20 protein-coding genes are annotated in these 19,171 nt (G+C 52.7%); 1 reads left to right on the forward strand and 19 read right to left on the reverse strand.

Annotation, left to right across the window (positions count from 1 at the left end; all coding sequences use genetic code 11):
- Window positions 1-26: 26 nt before the first annotated feature.
- The 11 genes from E5161_RS09725 to speD form a co-directional block, all read right to left on the reverse strand.
- Window positions 27-1,394: an ABC transporter substrate-binding protein gene (locus tag E5161_RS09725; protein ID WP_136777527.1), complete on the reverse strand. Its 1,368-nt coding sequence runs from the start codon at window positions 1,392-1,394 to the stop codon at window positions 27-29.
- Window positions 1,391-1,906: an RpiB/LacA/LacB family sugar-phosphate isomerase gene (locus E5161_RS09730; RefSeq protein ID WP_246042171.1), complete on the reverse strand. Its 516-nt coding sequence runs from the start codon at window positions 1,904-1,906 to the stop codon at window positions 1,391-1,393. Before E5161_RS09730 ends, E5161_RS09725 begins: the two co-directional genes overlap by 4 nt.
- Window positions 1,903-3,384 carry an aldehyde dehydrogenase family protein gene (locus tag E5161_RS09735; protein WP_136777528.1) on the reverse strand — a complete coding sequence of 494 codons (1,482 nt, stop codon included), beginning with the start codon at window positions 3,382-3,384 and terminating at the stop codon, window positions 1,903-1,905. The genes E5161_RS09730 and E5161_RS09735 overlap by 4 nt, the downstream gene beginning before the upstream one ends.
- An 18-nt stretch (window positions 3,385-3,402) precedes the next feature.
- Window positions 3,403-4,563 (reverse strand): iron-containing alcohol dehydrogenase, encoded by a 1,161-nt coding sequence (locus E5161_RS09740; RefSeq protein ID WP_136777529.1) that lies wholly within the window; start codon window positions 4,561-4,563, stop codon window positions 3,403-3,405.
- A 14-nt stretch (window positions 4,564-4,577) separates the two neighbouring features.
- Window positions 4,578-5,648: an Ldh family oxidoreductase gene (locus E5161_RS09745; protein ID WP_136777530.1), complete on the reverse strand. Its 1,071-nt coding sequence runs from the start codon at window positions 5,646-5,648 to the stop codon at window positions 4,578-4,580.
- Entirely contained in the window at window positions 5,645-6,325 is a 681-nt protein-coding gene (locus E5161_RS09750) for an RraA family protein (protein ID WP_136777531.1), read from the reverse strand. The genes E5161_RS09745 and E5161_RS09750 overlap by 4 nt, the downstream gene beginning before the upstream one ends.
- An 11-nt stretch (window positions 6,326-6,336) precedes the next feature.
- Window positions 6,337-7,200, reverse strand: coding sequence for an NAD(P)-dependent oxidoreductase (locus tag E5161_RS09755; RefSeq protein ID WP_136777532.1), 864 nt, complete (start codon window positions 7,198-7,200; stop codon window positions 6,337-6,339).
- 177 nt (window positions 7,201-7,377) lie between these two features.
- Window positions 7,378-8,097 (reverse strand): RraA family protein, encoded by a 720-nt coding sequence (locus E5161_RS09760; protein ID WP_136777533.1) that lies wholly within the window; start codon window positions 8,095-8,097, stop codon window positions 7,378-7,380.
- A gap of 99 nt (window positions 8,098-8,196) precedes the next feature.
- The gene (locus E5161_RS09765; RefSeq protein WP_136777534.1) at window positions 8,197-9,213 is read right to left on the reverse strand and encodes a LacI family DNA-binding transcriptional regulator; all 1,017 of its coding nucleotides are present in this window, start codon (window positions 9,211-9,213) and stop codon (window positions 8,197-8,199) included.
- 272 nt (window positions 9,214-9,485) lie between these two features.
- Window positions 9,486-9,953: an acyl-CoA thioesterase gene (locus tag E5161_RS09775; protein ID WP_136777535.1), complete on the reverse strand. Its 468-nt coding sequence runs from the start codon at window positions 9,951-9,953 to the stop codon at window positions 9,486-9,488.
- 12 nt (window positions 9,954-9,965) lie between these two features.
- Window positions 9,966-10,775: an adenosylmethionine decarboxylase gene (speD, locus tag E5161_RS09780; RefSeq protein WP_136777536.1), complete on the reverse strand. Its 810-nt coding sequence runs from the start codon at window positions 10,773-10,775 to the stop codon at window positions 9,966-9,968.
- 188 nt (window positions 10,776-10,963) lie between these two features.
- On the opposite strand from speD, the gene E5161_RS20965 reads away from it, so the two are divergent.
- Window positions 10,964-11,080 (forward strand): sporulation protein YjcZ, encoded by a 117-nt coding sequence (locus E5161_RS20965; RefSeq protein ID WP_211246723.1) that lies wholly within the window; start codon window positions 10,964-10,966, stop codon window positions 11,078-11,080.
- Between the two features lie 64 nt (window positions 11,081-11,144).
- Here the strand turns inward: E5161_RS20965 and E5161_RS09785 are convergent, their stop codons facing one another.
- From E5161_RS09785 to E5161_RS09820, 8 genes are all read right to left on the reverse strand, one after another.
- Window positions 11,145-12,125, reverse strand: a complete 981-nt coding sequence (locus tag E5161_RS09785; protein ID WP_136777537.1) for a Gfo/Idh/MocA family protein — start codon at window positions 12,123-12,125, stop codon at window positions 11,145-11,147.
- Between the two features lie 21 nt (window positions 12,126-12,146).
- Window positions 12,147-12,326 carry a hypothetical protein gene (locus E5161_RS09790; protein WP_136777538.1) on the reverse strand — a complete coding sequence of 60 codons (180 nt, stop codon included), beginning with the start codon at window positions 12,324-12,326 and terminating at the stop codon, window positions 12,147-12,149.
- Window positions 12,327-12,469: 143 nt separating this feature from the next.
- The gene (locus E5161_RS09795) at window positions 12,470-13,327 is read right to left on the reverse strand and encodes a carbohydrate ABC transporter permease (protein WP_136777539.1); all 858 of its coding nucleotides are present in this window, start codon (window positions 13,325-13,327) and stop codon (window positions 12,470-12,472) included.
- A 14-nt stretch (window positions 13,328-13,341) separates the two neighbouring features.
- Complete coding sequence (locus tag E5161_RS09800; RefSeq protein WP_246042172.1) at window positions 13,342-14,295, reverse strand: carbohydrate ABC transporter permease; 954 nt, start codon at window positions 14,293-14,295, stop codon at window positions 13,342-13,344.
- Between the two features lie 79 nt (window positions 14,296-14,374).
- Entirely contained in the window at window positions 14,375-15,730 is a 1,356-nt protein-coding gene (locus E5161_RS09805; RefSeq protein WP_211246724.1) for an ABC transporter substrate-binding protein, read from the reverse strand.
- Window positions 15,731-16,066: 336 nt separating this feature from the next.
- The gene (locus tag E5161_RS09810) at window positions 16,067-16,522 is read right to left on the reverse strand and encodes a hypothetical protein (protein ID WP_136777541.1); all 456 of its coding nucleotides are present in this window, start codon (window positions 16,520-16,522) and stop codon (window positions 16,067-16,069) included.
- A gap of 164 nt (window positions 16,523-16,686) precedes the next feature.
- Window positions 16,687-17,991, reverse strand: coding sequence for an OmpL47-type beta-barrel domain-containing protein (locus E5161_RS09815; protein ID WP_136777542.1), 1,305 nt, complete (start codon window positions 17,989-17,991; stop codon window positions 16,687-16,689).
- On the reverse strand, window positions 17,883-18,695 hold the full coding sequence (locus E5161_RS09820) for a lectin-like domain-containing protein (protein ID WP_169306659.1): 813 nt from the start codon (window positions 18,693-18,695) through the stop codon (window positions 17,883-17,885). Before E5161_RS09820 ends, E5161_RS09815 begins: the two co-directional genes overlap by 109 nt.
- Window positions 18,696-19,171: the final 476 nt, after the last annotated feature.

The raw sequence follows: 19,171 nt of genomic DNA on the forward strand, positions 1-19,171 counted from the left end.
CATTCCGCCAGTTCACGAGATTGGTCTTATTTTTTCAAAATGGCCTGCGCCTTGGAAATGAATTCGTCAGCTGCCTTATCCACCGATATCTGGCCGAAAGCGAGAGCCTCCGCTTCATCGGAGAGCACCTCATTCACTTGTCCTTGTCCGGCAGGCGGCAGCGGAAGTTTGCCGGCGATTTTGAGCGTATCCTCAATCGCTTTTACTGCCCGTTGCTGCGCAGGATTGAGCAAAGGCTTAATGATTTCGTTCCCTTTTGTGGATCCTAACGCTCCTTGTTCGGTCTTGAAAATTTTGACCGCTTCTTCGTTATTGACGAAGAAGCTGATGAATCGGGCAGCTTCTTTAGGATGCTTGGATGTTTTGGATACGCTCAGGTAAGCGCCTTCAATAAACTCGCCGTCTTTGCCGCTCGGATCCGTCGGTCTGCGAAGCGCGCGCACTTCTCCTTCTTTGGTAAAGTTCTGATAGTTGGGGATCTGATTATAGGGAACGGTCGTAAAGGCAACCTTGCCGGTTATGAACATACTTTGTTCCAACGGAACGCCCGTGTATTGCGCGTTCGTGGCCGCGTCCGGAATCAGCTTCTCTTTGCGGAATTTGTCCCAGCGTCCGAACCAGTCCACCATATCCTGCTTATCCACACCGAGCGAGCCGTCCTCATTGAACAGGTTTTTGTCTCTTTGGCGTGCAAACATCATCAGACTCGTCGCGTCCGAGGACAGATCAGCGGACGGCCAGAAGTTCTTTTCTTGAGATGCCGCCCGAATTTCTTTCAGCTTCGCTTCAAACTGTTCCCACGTCCAATTGAAGTCCGGCGGCTGAACGCCCAATTTGTCCAGTTGCGAGGAGTTGTAAAAAATTCCTGTCATCGTTACACCTTGCGCTACCATCAGCATTTGGCCGTTCAACTTGCCGACCTCCACAACCGCAGGCGGGAAATCATCAAGGTTGATGTCCCCGGAATCTACATAGGGGGTTAAATCGAGCAGCGCTCCGCGCTGAGCGTAGTTCGCCACTTGGGTGGCATGCATGCCGACGACGTCGGGCGCATTGCCTCCGGCCGTTTGGGTGGCCAGTTTATTCCAATAATCGTCCCAACTGCCGAATTCTCGTACAACCTTGATATTCGGATTTGCTTTCTCGAATAAATCGGCGATCGCGTTGTATTTCTCATGCCTCTTCGTATCACCCCACCAAGTGAACCGGATGCTGACCTGTTCGCCGCTGCCGCTGTCCGCTTTGGACTCCGACGGAGCAGGCACCGATCCCGAGCTGCCGGCCGACGGTTGGGAACTGCTGTTGCTGGAATTACCGGAACCACTGGAGCATGCGGTGCTAATCAACATCAATAAGGCCATAAATCCGTATAACACCACTCTTGTGATCTTCAACTAAACTCCTCCTCAACATAAGATAGATTTTGGGCTGAATCCATCAACTCGCGGGCGGACTCCAGCTCGAGCTCGTGCAATTTGCGTACCCTTCTTTGAAAATGCTCCTCGGTGCTGAATTTTGCGGTGAGGAACGTTCGGATCAGATCTTCCGCGAGCCATGATCCAATGATCTGCGCTCCAATGCACATAACATTCGCGTTGTCGTGCTCGACGCTTTGATGTGCGGAATGCACATCATGGCAAACCGACGCCCGGATTCCTGGAATTTTGTTGGCTGCCATGGCGGCTCCCACACCGGTGCCGCAAATCATGATTCCGCGCTCATACTCTCCATTTCGTACGGCGTCACACACCTTGCGGGCGATATCCGGAAAGTCGACGGGTTCCGTAGACACACACCCGAAGTCTGTAAACTGGCACCCGAGTTTCCGGAATACCGGCAGCAGCGCGGTTTTCATTTCATAGCCGCAGTGATCGCTCCCGAGCGCGATTTTCATCACGTTTTTCACTCACCTCCGCCTTTCGTGTAGACGACTTTCGTTCCCGTAAAAAATTCCTGGTTGCTGTGACCGATCGAGAATGGGCCGAATCCGGAGTTCTTCACACCGCCGAAAGGGATATGAGGTTGGCTAGCGGTACCATGGTTGATATGTATCATGCCGCTGTCAATCGCATGGATCATCCGGTCGGCCGTGCTCAGGCGGTTCGTAAATACACAGGCCGCAAGCCCGTATTCCGTGGAGTTGGCCCAATTCACCGCTTCTTCGGCGTTTTCCGCTTCAAGCACCGTGAGTACCGGCCCGAATATTTCTTCCCTCGCAATTCGCATTTCCGGCTTAACGCCGGCGAACAAAGTCGGCGCCATGTAGTATCCGGGATCATCCGTCCGAATCCGGTCACCGCCGGTCACCAGACGCGCGCCTTCCTCCAGTCCAATGTCGATATATTGCCGGACGGATTGATAATGGCTCTTGTTGATGAGCGGCCCCATGTTGGCCCCCTCTTCCCAAGCAGGCCCTACCTTGACGGCGGTCATGCCGGCTTGCAGGTGACCGATGAGTTCCTCAGCGCGATCTTTCAGCACAATGACCCGGCTGACGGCTGTGCATCGCTGCCCCGTACAGGTGAACGCGGCGCTTACGATTTGGGAAGCCGCATCGGAGAGGTTTTCGTAATCCAGTACAATCGCGGCGTTTTTGCCGCCCAGCTCCAGCTGCGTTCTCGCAAACCTTGAAGCGGCGCTGATATGAATCTTTCGTCCGAGGGCGGTGGAGCCTGTGAAGCTGATGCCGGAAACAAGCGGATGAGCAACCAGCGGATCGCCGACTTCGGAGCCGGAGCCGATGACCAGGTTGACGACTCCCTCCGGCACTCCCGCTTCCTCAAGCAGCTGTACGATGCGAACCGACGACCAGGGGGTGACGGAAGCAGGCTTGAGCACGACGGTGCAGCCGAATGCGAGTGCAGGTGCGATCTTGCGAACCGGTGTGACGATCGGGAAGTTCCAGGGAGCGATCGCTGCGACGACACCGATCGGGTAACGGAGCGTCTCACAGCGCACACCCGGCACCGCACTGGGCAGCGTTTCGCCCTGTATTCGGGCCGCTTCCCCGGCAGCAAACCGTGTCTCATCCGCCGCGCGTTTCACTTCGCCGAGCGATTCGGCTAATACCTTGCCCTGTTCCGCAGACAGCACATAGGCGAGTTCCTCGCGATGCTGATCCAGTAATTCCGCGAAACGGTGCAGAATGGAGGCTCGGTAGGCTCCCGGTGTGCTTCCCCAGGACTTGAACGCTTCGTGTGCCGACTGTACGGCAAGCTCTACATCCTCATAGCCCGAGTTGGGAAACTCGCCAAGCCTATGTTCCGGCAGCGCGGATTCATATAAGGTGTAACTTTTATCGCCCGCCGCTGCCCGCCATTCTCCGCCGATATAGTTGCCGTAACGCCGGCCCGCATTCTCCTCCAGCCATTGCCGCATGTTCATGCTGATGGCTCTCTCCTTTCACATCGCCTGCCGGCAAATCTGCTTCAGATCCTCATGCGTGGGTTGGCGCGGATTCACCGGCACGTTGCCGCTGGTCATCGCTTCTTCCGCGACCAAGTCGAGGTGCTCTTCCTTGACGCCGTAATCGGATAAAGTCTGCTGAATGCCGATGTCATCTTTCAGCTGACGTACGGCTTCCACTGCCAAAACCGCGGCATCCCGGGAAGAGAGTCCCTCCGTCGGCATTTCGAACAGCTTGGCGATGTCCACAAATTTCGGGATATTGCTCCACACGTTGTATTGCATCACTTCCGGCAGCAAAATCGCGTTCACGGTGCCGTGGGGAATATGAAACCTAGCGCCTAGAGGCATGGCCAACGCATGCGATAGGCCGAGTCGTGTCGGATTGAACGCCATCGCCGCCATCAGGCTGGCGAGCAGCATATCGAATCTCGCCGCCAAGTTGTCTCCTTGGGCCACCGCAACCCGCAAGCTGCGCGCGATCAGCTTCATTGACTGAACGGACATCGCTTCGGAGATCGGCTGTGTCGCCTTATTCACATAAGACTCCAGAGCGTGAGTCAGAGCATCCATTCCGGTCGCCGCTGTTAGGTTAGGGGGAAGCGATACGGTCAGTTCCGGATCGCAAAGCGCAACATCCGGGCAATTGTAAGGGCTGCCGACACTGAGTTTCACCTTGGCCGCCTTATCGGAGAGCACCGACCAGATCGTGATCTCGCTGCCGGTGCCGGCAGTCGTCGGGATCGCGACCACCGGCGCCCCTTTGCACGGCACTTGACCGATGCCGACATAATGCCGGATGTGCCCCTCATTCCGAAGCATCAGCCCGACCGCTTTGGCTGTATCGAGCGCGCTTCCTCCCCCCAGACCGACTACACAGTCACACCCTTCGCTTTTGGCGGCGTCGCGGCCTTCCATAACCCCCTCGATATCCGGATCAGGTTCAATATCGCTGTAAATATGAAACGGAATCCCGCTTTGCTCGAGCACATGCGTCACGTGTTCGGCCACTCCCGCTTTGACAAGGCCCGGATCCGTCACGAGCAGTACTTTACCGCCGTTCAGCCGCTTGATATGATTGGGCAAATCTTGTACCGCACCGTTTCCGAATTCGATGGCCGTTGGAAGTTCATATCTGAATACCCGGTTGATCGTCATGATTCAAACCCCTTTCAAGCGGTGGAAGCGGGAGTCAGCAAAGCATCGGATAATTGCAAGCCGTACTGCTCGCCCCAAAACCGCAGTTCTCCCTCAACCCGGGAGGGCAGCACAATCCCTGTTTTCATCCGTTCTAAGGACATTCGGTGTTCGAGTTCTCCCGGAATGAAAATTTCGCTCACACCCGGCGCTTTGGGCTCCGCCTTGATTTCATCGATGTATAAATCCATGCGGTCCTTAAACTGCTGCACCGGCATGAACCGGGCGATATCCAGGCCGATGAAGAAATGGCCGACATTTTGCGTTTGTTCCCAATTCTCATACATGTTGTTCACGTATTTTCCAAACCCCGCACCCGTCAAAACCCCGCTGAGGATATCGACGAACATCGAAATGCCATAGCCTTTGGCTCCGCCGACCGGCAGCACCGAGCCTGCCAGCGCCGCATTCGCATCCGTCGTCGGATTCCCGTCCTTGTCGATGGCCCATCCCAGCGGAATCGATTCGCCGGCTTGGGCGGCAGCGATGATTTTTCCTCTGGCGACTACACTTGTCGCCATATCCAAGATAAAAGGCTGATGCCGTCCTGCCGGTACGCCGACGGCAAACGGGTTCGTTCCGATGAACGGCCTCACACCTCCTGTTGGCGGCATCGTTTGGGACGCATTGGACAGCACGAGGAGAATCATATCTTTGGCGATCGCTTTGAGCAGGTAGTAGGAGCACGTGCCGAAATGATTCGACCCTTTCACCCCGACAACCGCCACGCCATTTCGCTTCGTCCCTTCTTCCGCCAATTCCAACGCCCGGCTGCCGACCACCGCCCCAAAGTGATTGCCTCCGTCGAGAACGGTGACCGGTCCGTCCGTGTGAGCCTTCATTTCGCCGTCGACCGCCACCATTCCGGCTTTCAACCTCTTCAAATAGATATCCGTACGAATGACGCCATGGGAGTCCACCCCCCGCAAATCCGCCTGAACCAGCGATTCGGCGATTACCGTTGCTTCCGCACCGGGTACACCGGCTTTCTCGAGTAATGCCGCGCAGTAATGCTCCAATTTTTGATAATGATAGACTCCGTTCATGGCAGGACACATCCTTTTTGCCTCAGCGCCGCATCTACCCAAGACCGGTCGACCGTACCGTCCTCAATCGAAGCGAGTATGGCCTGCTCCCGCTTCAGCTGTTCCTCCGCCAATCCGACAATTTGTTCGGCATGATCCAAAGGAACCGCCACCAAACCATCGTGGTCACCAACGATAATGTCGCCGGGATGCACGACCATTCCTCCCACGACGACCGGCACGCCAATCTCTCCCGGCCCTTCTTTATAAGGACCTCTATGCGTCACTCCTCTTGCGAAGCATGGGAAATCGAGTTCCTGGAACGCTCTCGAGTCACGGATGGCGCCATCCACAATAAATCCGGCAATTCCTTTCTTCTTCGCCAATCGCAGCATGATCTCGCCCAATATCGCTTGCGTCATGTCTCCGCAAGCGTCTACGACGATGACATCTCCGCTCTCTGCCATATCGATCGCTTTATGCACCAATAAATTGTCTCCGGCTCTGGTCTTTACCGTGAATGCCGTGCCGAGCAGCCGTCCGCTGCCGTGTATCGGCCGCAGCCCTGCTGCCGCTCCTTGCAGCCGGTTCATATTATCGCTGATCAGCGGCGAAGCCGCTTCGGCGAACCGGTCGAGCAGCGATTGAGACGGCCTGCGCTCCAGGGGTTTGATGCGAAAGCCGAGGTTTTCCGTCATTCCCATCCCCCTCAAGTCAGCAATGGTTTGCCGACAGCGGAGAAATCGAGTTCTCCATATTCCGCTTCGGTATCCCGATACAGCTTCAAAACAAACTCTGTTAACGGCAAGCGGAGATCTTCCGATTCCTGGGCGGCAATTTGAATATCCTTGGTCATCAATCGATGTTTGAAGCCAGGCGCATACTCTCCTTGCAGCAGGCCGTCCAGCTTGTTCAGAAGCATCCATGACGCACCGGAGCTGCTTCCAATGACCTGTTTGAGGATACCCGGATCGATGCCGAGCTTCCCCGCAAGCGCCGCAGCTTCCGCTGTCGCCGCCATATGGATGCCGGCCAGCATCTGATTCACCGCTTTCATTCCTTTGCCCGCTCCGATGTCTCCAACCCGATAAATCTTGGCGGCCATCGCCTCCAGCACGTGGCGGACGGAGTCCAGCACCGATTCATCCCCGCCCGCCATAACGGTCAAAGTTCCCTTCTCCGCTCCGACGGTACCACCGCTTACCGGAGCGTCCAGTACCCGGACTCCTCTGTCTCCGCAAGCGGCCGCTACTCTCTTCATCATGCCGGGAGAGCCGGATGTCATTTCGATCAGGATCCCGCCGTTTGAAGACAAGCCTTCGAGCACTTCCCCGTCCAGCAGCACGTCGGACATCTCTTGGTCTGCAGGCAGAATGCTGATCAAAACGTCGCAGCTTTTCGCGACTTCCGCTGCGGAAGAGTGCTCCACGGCGCCTTCGTTGCTTAGTTGTTCGACAGGCTTCCGGTTGCGATGCGCCGCAATGTGCAGTTGAAAGTCTTTCTTAAGCAAATTGTGCGCCATCGGGAGGCCCATAGCCCCCAAGCCGAGAAAGCCGATGTTCCGGTAATCCATCCTCTTCACTCCCCTCCAAAGAAAGTACAGGAGCTAATTCATCCGAGATGTCATTAGCCCCTATCAACATTTTCTAGAGTTTTAATCAAAATATGGTATATATTGCGATGATGAAAAGCCGTTCAAGTGACGTAACCATACGCTGTTGAAGGCCTTCTCTGTAGGTTTCCGTTATCTTTAATCTAATACTGTCTCGTCAAGTTCCCATCCGAGCTGTTGATAAAGCCTTCTGCGTCCGGCTTTGTCTCCGCGAAGTTCTTGTGTCGCATATTTCGCCACGTCGCGTGCCATTTTACGAGGAACTACGATGACGCCGTCCCCATCCGCCACAATGACGTCTCCGGGATAAACCGCAACTCCGCCCATGGCAACCGGAATATCCTTCTCGTGATAGCGGATTCGCGCCTGGTCCATCCCTTGGGATACGAATTTCGACCAAACCGGTATTTTCTGCATGATCACTTCATCCGTATCCCGAATGCCGCCACCGTTGAGAATATATCCGCGGCAGCCTTTGAGCAGGCAGGATAACGTGTTGTTCGAGCCGAGTAGACCGACGTCCAATCCGCAAACGTCAATCACCATAATATCGCCGTCCACGATGTCCTCCGCCCACGGATCGTAGCATACCTCTTTGTAATACCAGCTGACCCATTTCGTATATTCCTCCGGCGTAAGCTTGGGAGCAGGACCCTCGAAAGGAAGGTAACGGGCTGTACGGGCAATGCCTGTAATTTTGGTCCGCCACAGCGGTTTGATATCCCGGTGCATCGTGCCGTAATGGTGCATGCCCATCCAATCCATCCCGTCCCGTACATCCGTAACCCGCAGATCCTTATAAAGCTCCAAAATCTCTTGGCGATCGTCTACCGTCGTCTGGTTCGTTTCCACTGACATGTTCTTCACTCCTTCAATGATTTTTCTACTCCGATTACGCTTCGACACTTTTGTTCAGAAGCAAGCCCGAAAGAGAATTTCACCTCCTTTAATCGGGAGTCACGACCGGACGGCGCCGCATGACTTTCGAACGATCAATTCCGGTTCAAGAACAATCGTCTCGGGCTTCGGCTTCCTTTTGGCCTTTATCGATTTGATCAGCATTTGCGCAGCCAGATAGCCCATTTTGTAGCCGGGCTGCATAATGGTGGTCAGCGGAGGGTCCAAATGCTGCGACCAGACGGTCTCGTCATAGCCGACAATGGCGATGTCCTCCGGCAGCTTCAAACCCATCTCCTTGACCGCCTCGATGATCTGCAAAGTTAACATGTTGTTCGTGGAAAATATTCCGTCGATCTCCGGATGCTCACCCAAGTAGCGCATAATTGTAGATTTGGCGGTGCCCCCCTCCAACTCCAACTCTAATATCCGCAACTCCTCCGGTGAACGGCCGCTTCCTTGCAATGCCTCGCGATATCCGTCAACGCGTTCCTTCCACGTACTGACATATGGGTTATCGTAGACGAATGCCGCGATGTTGCGTCTTCCGTTGTGAAGCAGCTGATGCACGGCCATCGTGGCACCTTTCATGTTGTTCATAATCACGTGATGAACATCGAGTCCGGGCACCCGCCGATTGACCACAACCATCGGATATTTGCTGGCCGCCAGTTTGGTGTACAGCTCCAAATTACGAGCGGTCGGATTTATAACAATCCCGTCTAATCGCCGCATTTGAAATTCTTTGATGTATTGCTCTTCCATCGCCGCTTGTTCGCTGGAGTTGCAGATCATGAGATTGTATCCGAGATGCCGGCATGCATCCTCAACCCCTTCAAGGACGACCGTCCAAAAAGGATTTTTCAGGTTGGACAACACGATTCCGAGCACATTCGTATGTGACGATTTCAACCCTTTGGCAAGCGCGTTGGGGCGATAATCCAATTCCTGTATCACTTGCAGGACACGATTTTTAGTCTCATCGCGCGTGTGCGCAAAATTGCCGTTCATGATCCGGGAGACAGTGGTTTTGGATACCCCGGCTCTTTCCGCGACAAGGTCGATCGTAATTTTCAAGAGGATCCACCGTTTCTTTCATGGATTTGGTTATCGATTTCGGAAACCGATTAACAAATGCGCGGCGGGTTGGGGAACGTTTTTGGAAACCGATTCCCAAACCAAATGTAAGCGCTGTAACTTCTGGCAACACGAAACTATCATGCGCCCCGAACAGCGTCAATGCTTTCGACAAACACTCTAAAAACGTTATCGGATTCAGCATAGGCGACAAAAAAACGCCCCGTTCATGCACAAAGGCACAAACGGAGCGATTAATGTCGATATTATGATTACTGCAAACTATCCCCTTCAAACGCCGTAATCTTCTCCCGAACTACGTCGGGCAGCGGTGCGCTCTTGCCGGATTTTTTATCGATGTATACCATGGCTCCCCGGCCGACCGCTTTCGGCTGCCCGGTCGATTGGTCCACGATCGCATATTCCAAATCGTACGAGGAACGCCCCAGCTTCGCCACCCTTACCCGCAGATGCAACGAATCCTTAAGATAAATTTGCTGCAAATACTGGCACTCCAAATCCGCGACGACCACGACATTTTCCTCGTTAAACAGGACTCCGGCAACCCCAAGATTCTCCATATACTCAACCCGGCCCTGCTCGAAATAAATAAAATAACTTACGTTGTTCACATGCCCCGACATGTCGGTCTCGACGTAACGAACCTTGATCGGGATCGAAAAATGGAACTTGTCCAGCCACCCCTGCGGATCGGGCTGAACGTACGAAATTGGCCGCAACCGACTCTCTCCCTATGCTGTGATGTTTTTGCCGTAAAAGATCTCATCCATTTCCTTTTTTAATTTTTCGGTAATTTCCGCTTGTTCTCCTGCCTCCAGTTTATCTTTCGTGTAGCCGAACAAGTAATTGTTCAGGTCGAATTCCCGCAGCTGGCACTTCGTATGGAAAATGTGCTCCTGATAGACGTTGACGTCGATCATATGATACTGTTCGATCACTTCGTCCGGAATATAATTTTGGATGGAACTGATTTCGTGGTCGATAAACAGCTTCTGGCCGTGCACGTCCCGGGTGAAGCCGCGCACGCGGTAGTCGATCGTCATGATATCCGTGTCGAACGAGTGGATCAAATAGTTCAGCGCCTTGAGCGGGGAAATCTCTCCGCACGTCGAGACGTCGATATCCGCGCGGAACGTGCTGATGCCTTCGCTCGGATGATACTCGGGATACGTATGTACCGTAATGTGGCTCTTGTCCAGCTGGACGACGACCGATTCCGGCAGCGGACCCGGCGATTCGTCATAATGTTCCGCCGGAACTTCAACGACAGGACCTTCGGATACAAGCATGGTGACGCTGGCGCCTTGGGGAACATAATCTTGCTGGGCGATATTGAGCGTATGCGCTCCGATGATGTCTGCCACGTGCTGCAAAATATGCTTCAGCCGATCCGAGTTGTACTGTTCATCGATATATTCGAGATAGGCTTCACGTTCCTCTTTCGTTTTGGTGTAACAAATGTCGTACATGTTAAAGCTCAACGTTTTGGTCAAATTGTTAAAACCATGCAGTGTGACCACCTGTTCCGGCGTCAGTGGCATCGCTCAAACCCCCACCTTTTTTGTCGAATATGTATTATTCCCCTATTTCAAGGGAAATAAAAAGCGGACTGTGTACAAGCGCAATTCTGCCGGAGCTATGCGAATACACGGACATGCCGCGCAAAATCGCCATACATTAACTGTGTGATGTTTGTTCATCACAAATCCGCAAAGAGGGTGGTGATTTTATGAGTTTTGCAGGGTCCTGCGCGTCCTGCGCCGGATTTGGTATTGGTCGTATGGCTGCGTTCGTTCTGGTGCTTTTCATCCTTCTGGTGATCATCCTGAGCGCCGGCGTCATTTAATCAATCGAGCCCTCTAACCACAATGAAGAAAGCGGCTTGCCGCCTAGGGCAAAGCCGCTTTCTTCTAGTCCGCCGGAAAGACAAGCCCCATTTGCCTGCGCGCTTCGTCCATGATTTCCAAGGCGGCCAGCGAACGGGCATGCGTGTTCACACCGGATTCCAAGCGTCCGCTTTGGATCAATCGGATGAACTCTTCTACTTCATACCTCATCGTGAGCGGGTCTTGCGGCTGCGTAATGTCCTCCACGGTTCCGTCCCGCATTCGGATCTCCACCTTTTGCGGTTGGCTGATTTTGTGGATGATCATGCTGCCGTTCTCGCCCTGAATTTCGGAAGGCAAGGAAGACTCCGTGATTTTCGAGTATAGGACGACAGCTTCCATGTCCGCATATTTCAGCAGTATACTTCCTTCGCCGTCGACTCCGGAATCCAGCATGACCCCGGTCGCTTTCACTTCATCCGGCACGCCGAACAATGCGACCATGGGATAGATGCAATAGATACCCAAATCCATCAGAGCGCCGTTCGAAAATTGAGGATTGAACGCATTCGGCAAATTTCCCTGTTTATAGGCATCATATCGGGACGAGTACTGGCAGTAGCTCGCAAAATATCGGCGCACCTTGCCCAGTTTATGAAGATTTTGCTCGATCGCCACAAAGTTCGGGAGGAAGGTCGATTTCAACGCTTCCATGAGCAGCACATGGTTGCTTGCCGCAGCTTCGACCATTTGCCGAAACTGCCCGGCATTGGAGGCCGCCGGCTTTTCGCACAGCACGTGAATCCCCTTGTTCATGAACAGAATGCTCTGCTCCGCGTGCAGCGAATTCGGACTGGCGATATATACCGCGTCGATCTCTCCGCTATCGGCCATCGTCCCGAGATCCGTGAACGTTCGGCTCACGCCGTGCTTGGCCGCAAATTCGGCCGCACGCTCCTCCGTGCGGGAATACACCGCACTCAGCGAGAAATCGCTCACCTTCCGAGCGGACTCGATGAACTGATCGGTAATCCAGTTCGTTCCGACAACTCCGAATCGTATCATGAGATACTTCCTCCGCCGTGTTTAGACGCCTGTTCGTTTCTTTTGATTGTTCGGCCTCTTTTTAATCTGGCTCTTCATTTTTTTCGTCTCGGTGCTAAAGTGATCTTGCTTCCCTTGGTCCTGAGAATGTGCTTGCTTTTTCTGCTGAAGCTTCTGCTTCATCGCCTCGGCCAGACTGATTTTTTTCGGTTCCTCGCTCAAGCTTTCACCTCAGATCCGGCTGTTGAAGCCCGTCCAATTCGTCGAAGCCATTATACCGGACGGCAGAATGAAGGTCAAAGCGATTTCCCTGCAAATAAAATAAGAGCCCAGCTTTACAAGCTCGGGCTCTTGGCCATATTCCGTTATCCTTTGGAGCCGGTAATGACAATTCCTTGGATGAAATACTTTTGCGCGAAAAAGAAGAGCAACAGCGGTGGAATGACCGCCACCATAGAGGCCGCCATCAACAAATTCCAAGGTGTGGCGGCGTAAGCGGCCGTGAAATTCGACAGACCGAGTGAAAGCGGGTATTTGTCCCCTGTGCTTAAGTAAATGAGCGGGCCGATCAAATCGTTCCAGCGGTACATAAATTCCAGAATGGCGGCTGTGGCCAGAGCCGGAATGGACAGCGGGAGAATGATCCGGAAGAACGTCGTCGCATACCCGCCGCCATCGATTTTCACCGCTTCGTCCAGATCCTTGGAGATCCCCAGGAAGAACTGTCTGAGCAGGAATATAATGAAGGCGCTGCCCCCAAAGGCGGGAACGACGAGCGGCAAATAACTGTCGATCCAGTTAAATTGGTTAAACAGCAAATACTGCGGAATCAGGGTAACCTGCGGCGGAATCATCATCGTGCCGAGCACGATGGCGAATAACACGCCGCTTCCCCTGGCCTTCAACCGGGCGAATGCATAAGCGACAAGCGCCGAGCTGATCGCGACCGCAAATACGGTGATCGCCACATAAATCACCGTGTTCCAGACATACGTCAGCAGCGGCACGTCATCGAAAATTTGGGAGTAGTTGTCCCACTTGAATGGGTTGGGGATCCAGCTCATCGGCATCCTATGAACGTCGCCGAGCTCCTTCAAAGAGGTGATGATCATCCAATATAACGGAAAAGCGAATAAGAGCAATCCGAGAAGCAAAATAGCGTACACGAAAAATTTACCTGCAGCGCCCAATTCTCCATAAGACACCCTGACGCTTCTAAACATAGTCCGTCTCCCTCCTACCCTCTACTGTCATATTCGTAATAGACGAGTTTTCTGGAAAGCACTAATGACAGTAAAGTTAAAAGAAATACGATGACGAACATGACCCATGCCAGAGCGGACGCGTACCCCATTCTAAAGTGAAAGAACGCGGTATCGAACAAGTAATAAACATAGAAGTACGAATTCCAATCAGGCCCGCCTTTGGTGATGACATAGGACTGGGTGAAAGCTTGAAAAGACGAGATGATGCCGATAATCGAGTTAAACAAAATAACCGGGGAAATCAAGGGAACCGTAATGCGGAAAAACTGCCGCATGCGGCTTGCGCCGTCCATCGCAGCCGATTCATAGAGGTCAGACGGCAAGCTCTGCAGGCTGGCAAGAAAAATAACCATCGTGCCGCCGATGGCCGTCAGCTGCATAAGAACCATCGAAGGAATGACGAGATGGGCATCTGTAAACCAACCGGGACCTCGGATGCCAAACCACTGGCCTAACAAAGAATTGACGACACCGAATTCCGGATTCAGCAGCCAGGACCATAAGTACGCCACGGCCACGCCTGAGATTATCGAGGGTGTATAATAGAGCGTTCTGAATAGCGGCTGGCCTCTCACCTTCTGATTCAGGAGCACGGCGAGCAGCAGCGAGGAAATCATGGTGAACGGAACGACGAGAACAACGTAGTAAGCCGTCACGCTAAGCGATTTGTAAAACAATCTATCGTCAAATAGTCCAGAAAAGTTTCCGAGTCCGATGAATTTCGGGGGATCGATGACATTATAGTCTGCAAAGCTCAAAACAAGCGAAGCGAGAATCGGGCCGCCCGAAAACAATATAAATCCGATCACCCAAGGGGAAATGAACATCCAGAACGCGCGTTCCTCGCGCGCTCTTTCCGGGTTCCTTCTTTTCTTCAGTTTGGCAGCCGACTCTGCACGAAGCTCCGTCGCATTGACCGCACTCAACCGCTTCACCTCTTTTGGGAAGAATGGTTTCCCTTGGGGGAGCCCCAAGGGAAACCGGTACCACGTACAGTTACGATGATTAGAACTTTAAGGATCTGAGGTTTTTGTCGATCTCCTGCAATCCTTGGTCTACGCTCTTTTGTCCGTTCCACAAAGAGTTGGCGGTCTGGTTGATCGTCGTGCTGATGACGGCGAACTTGTCGATCAGGTGGTTATCCGCCTCGCGGCCGTTCTGAACGGCACCCTCGTTCAGCTGCTTCACTTCTTCAACCTTCATGCCGGTTTTATCCGCCATCTGCTGATACCATTGATCGGCGAGCGATGTATCCGCAGGAGTTGCGGATGTTTTCTCCATGAACTTCTTACCGCCGTTATTCGGGTCGACCAAGTATTTAATAAACTTCCAAGACTCTTCCGGATGCTTACTCTTCTCGCTGATACACCACGGGTCTACGAACAGCGGCACTTTGCGGCCGTCATGGTAAGGAATCGGCGCAACGCCCCATTTGAATTTCGCCGGCCCATAAGCCCAGAAGCCCCATCCTCCGTTAATAACCATGGCAACTTTGCCCGTCAGGAACGGATCCCCGACTGCGCTTACCGCGTCAACCGTCGCCTGGTTCGGAGCGACCTTATGCTTTTGGATCAAGTCTACGTTAAATTGCAGCGCTTCTTTGTTCTGCGGATTCGTCAGCACGGCCGGTTCGCCCATAACGGCGGAAGTGTAAGCCTCGGGTTTGAACATATCTCCGCCGAAGCCCCAGGTTTGCAGGTTCGGACTCATGGAATTCAGCACGCCGAACACTTGCTTGTTGGCGTTGCCCACGTCATGCGTCAGCTTTTGGGCTTTCTGCAGCATCGCGTCATAATTCCAGGACGTGTCGTTCCAATCCGTCGGCGGATACGGAACACCGTCTTTATCGAAAAGCTCCTTGTTATAGAAAAGGAAGCTGCCGATCGCGAGCATCGGGATTCCGTATGTTTTGTTGTCGATTTTGTAAATATCCATGATCTGCTGGTTGATGGTACTAATGTCTCCCGAATCTCTCTCGATAAAAGAAGTCATGTCCTTCAGTGCGCCCATCTTCATATAGCTGGCGAACCCGGAGTTTGCCCAGTTAGGTGACCATACATCCGGAACTTTACCGCTGGAAATCATCGTGGTCAGCCGCTGGTCGATTTCGGCTTGAGGAATGGTCGTCAGTTTGACCGTGATGTTCGGGTTATCTTTCTGAAAGCCTGCGATCATATCTTTCTCCCAGTCGATCATGTTGGGATCCGTGCGCACGAGCCATTCGATTGTCACTTTGTCCCCGCCGCTGGAGCCGGTATCCCCGCTCGAAGCGGCATTATTGGATTTCCCCTTGGAGCATCCGTACAGCAGCGAAACGGATAAGAACAATGCGAGCAGAAGAGCCGTTGTCTTTGTCTTCATTGTCACACTCTCAACCTCCAAAATAATTTGTTTTCCAAGCACGATCACGTTTACGGGTTAGTTTCCGAAATAGACCCTCCAGCACCCCCCACACGATCTGTACAAGCCGTTACATTCGTTTTAAAATATGAATGTAATCGCTTTCCTAAGATTGTAGATTAAAAAGTAAATTTTGTAAATTAAATAAATTTTGTCGTATGTTGTAAGGGATTGTTAACTTTTATCATCTTTTCTTCGAAATTTGTCGGATAGCGTCAGTTTCGGCTGCAGCAGATACAAAAAAGCCCAAGCCATTTTGGCTTGGGCTTTACGAATGATGCTGCTTTTCGGCCGAATTTACTCGGCAGGACGGTTTACCGTTTCTGTCTCGCGATCGAAATCATCGTCCGGTCTCGCCAATTTAGGCGGCAGCTGCCAGGCTGTCACAACAGCGAGAAGCACGAACACAATATCCATTCCGCCGAACAAATCGGAGAAGACTTCTTGGAATAAGGTGAACGTGACACTATCGAACATACCCGTCATACCTTCGTTAAACATATAAGCGAAAATAAAATATTTGCCCAGCAAAATGCCGATCAGGCTTGCGACAACTGCGATGATCTGGTGCGTCACACCGGTACGCCTACCGGATAAATAGGAAACAGCGTACCCCGACATCCCGCCGATCGCCCAAGCGACCAGGCCGAGTTCATAATCCGTCACAACCGCGATCAGCGCCCACAGCACGCCGCCGATCACCGCAGCGGCCAAAGCTCCGATTGTGGGTAAGACGACTCCGTTTCTTTGCACTTCCCAATTCCTCCTCATAGTTGCATTAGCTTGTGATATTCAGTTTGCGTTCCCCCTAAACATTTCTCCAAACGACACGAAATTCCTTTTTTAGACAAAGTTCTGCATTAGAAAACCTGGAACGCGATTCAAGCGCTCCAGGTTTCGGCATGGGTAATGAATCGTTATTTTTTTGCCGCGTCGTGCGGCACCGTAACCGTGACGCTGGCCGTAGTCCGGTTACCGGCATGATCCGTAATGAGATAGGTTATCGTATAGATTCTTCCGGTCCCATTACCGGATCTTTCAGCCCGCAATTCGAATGAAGTATCGCCGGTTCCATATTGTGCGCCGGCAATGTCCGCCGATGTGTTTCCGTCTCCCGCTCCATTGGCCGGCTCGCTGCTGGAGATGGACTCCAATATGATTTGGGCCACCTGGGAGCCGGAATCTTTCGCGTTCAAGGTGACCGTGACCGGAATCATTTTATGGTTGGCGGGCCATAGTTGGGATGGGTTGGCGGAAATGGTGAAGGCGGGTGCCGTATGATCCACCTGGATGGTTTCCTCCCGAACCGGCTCGGTATTTCCAGCCAGATCCACACTGCGATATTCTACGCGATAGACTCCTTCCGTCAAGGTGAACGGACCCGAGTAGGAAACCCAATCTCCCTGATTCAAGCGATATTCGGTTCGGTTCACTCCGGATAAAGCATCGGATGCATCGAAGGACACAACCGCGTCCGCATCGTACCATTCGCCGCTGCCCTTCGGCTCGGCTTGATTGATCGCGATGGTCGTTGCCGGAGCCGTATGGTCAGATTTAAAGGAAATCGACTTTACAGTCTCCATGTTCCCCAAATTGTCGGAACTGCGGTAATCGATGACGTGCTGTCCTTCACCGAGAACAATACCGTCTGTATACGTAGTCCAGTGTCCGCCGTTCAGCCGGTACTCCGTCTGCGCAACACCGGACAAATTGTCGACTGCCGTAAACTTAACCGCCGGATCGCTGATGTACCATCCGTTTGCCCCGTCGGGTACCAAAGGAATGATCTCCAAGACGGTGGTCGTCGGAGCATCCGTATCGAAAGTGACGGATGTTTCCGCATAGGCGCCGCCGACAGCGACGGCCTTGATGGCAGCGGTTCCTGAGACGCTGCTCGATACAGCAGCTTGAGCTATGCCGTTCAAGTCGGTCGTGGCCGTCGGTTGAATCGTCCCGATTGTCGTGGAGAAACTGACCAACTTGCCAGCCGCCGGGGAGTTATCGTGATTTTTCACTTCTACGGTCACGAGGCTCGAATCGTTCGTTAATGCCGGGGAGGCCGATGCCGTCACTTGGGTAGGTGCGGCTTCATAGATGTCAATATCCGTATCGATCACCGTGTTGTCGTTATCGAAATAAAAGTTACGGATATCATGATTTCCCCAACCGCTGCCGGTCGAAGACGTAAAGCCGACAAACACTTCATCTTGATTGAGCACCACTTCAAATCCACATCATAGGACAATATAGGCGACGCCGGACGAGATTTCGAATTTTGCGAGGCGCGAACCTCCAGCTTTTTCGTGTCTCCGTTATAGTTCACCCAAGCATACCAAATGCCGCTTTTCAGATTGCCCGGCAAGTTCGTCGCGGTGACTTCCGAAATCATGTTCCCGTTAAGATTGATCCCGATATGATTATCGTTCGGATCCCGCGCATAGGATTCGTCATTTCTCCACGTATCGAATTCCACTGCGATACTCGGGCTGATTCCCTGATACCCGATACCGCCGCCGTTGCTGCCGACATTGTTATTGACCGTTTGAATAATGAAGCTCAGTCCGTCCGCCCCTGGTATGCCGAAGTCGCCGCCGGAAGCGGAGATCTGAAATGAAAAATGCGCGCTGAAAGAACGCTGGTTGACCAGCGATACCCTTTTGGTGAAAAAGGCGCTTCCAGATTGCTGTCTGGCCGCTCTCGTCAATCGCAGCACTCTTTGCCCGTCAGGTCCTACAGCCCCCGTGCTGCCTGGGTTGTTGGACAAAGTGCTGTTGTTCAAGGTGAATTGCGACAAATCATTAAAATTTTGAAACACTGCGGTAATCACTTTCGGTTCATTAGCCGCTGAGATGGAGCCCCCTATTGAAAATAAGGCCAGGATGAAAATCAAAACTCCGAATATCAGCTTGTTCCAAAATTTCTTCAATTTCAATCGTCCTTCCGCGGGAATTTTATCGGAATCACCGACTGTTCAATATATAGGTCTACCGATGAGAATAGTCCTCCGCAGGACGTTAGCTTGGTTGATGAGATCGCCCTTGATGTTCTTCGGATCATTCGAAAGATCGAACTGGCCCTGCTTTTTTTGAGATTCCCTTGATATAGGAACGTTTGTTCCCATATAATAATACCACGCGATGCCCCGCGCGCATTCGACGTGACGAATCAAGGAGGCTTTCCCGGTGAATCAATCCCAAACCCAACAAAAAACGGAATTGAAAATTTTGGTGTGCTTCAACTGCTCGACACAATATCCCGTTCCGGTTCATACAGGATGTTCGATCTGCCCGACCTGCGGCCAGAAATCCTGCTCGGAGTAACGGAAACATGAAGTTCCTTCGTTCACATACCCGGCCGTCAAAACGGACAAATTATGTTCGAACGGCACTTTGCGGAAGAGGA

The organism is Cohnella pontilimi, from assembly GCF_005049045.1.
Classification (GTDB): Bacteria; Bacillota; Bacilli; order Paenibacillales; family Paenibacillaceae; genus Cohnella; species Cohnella pontilimi.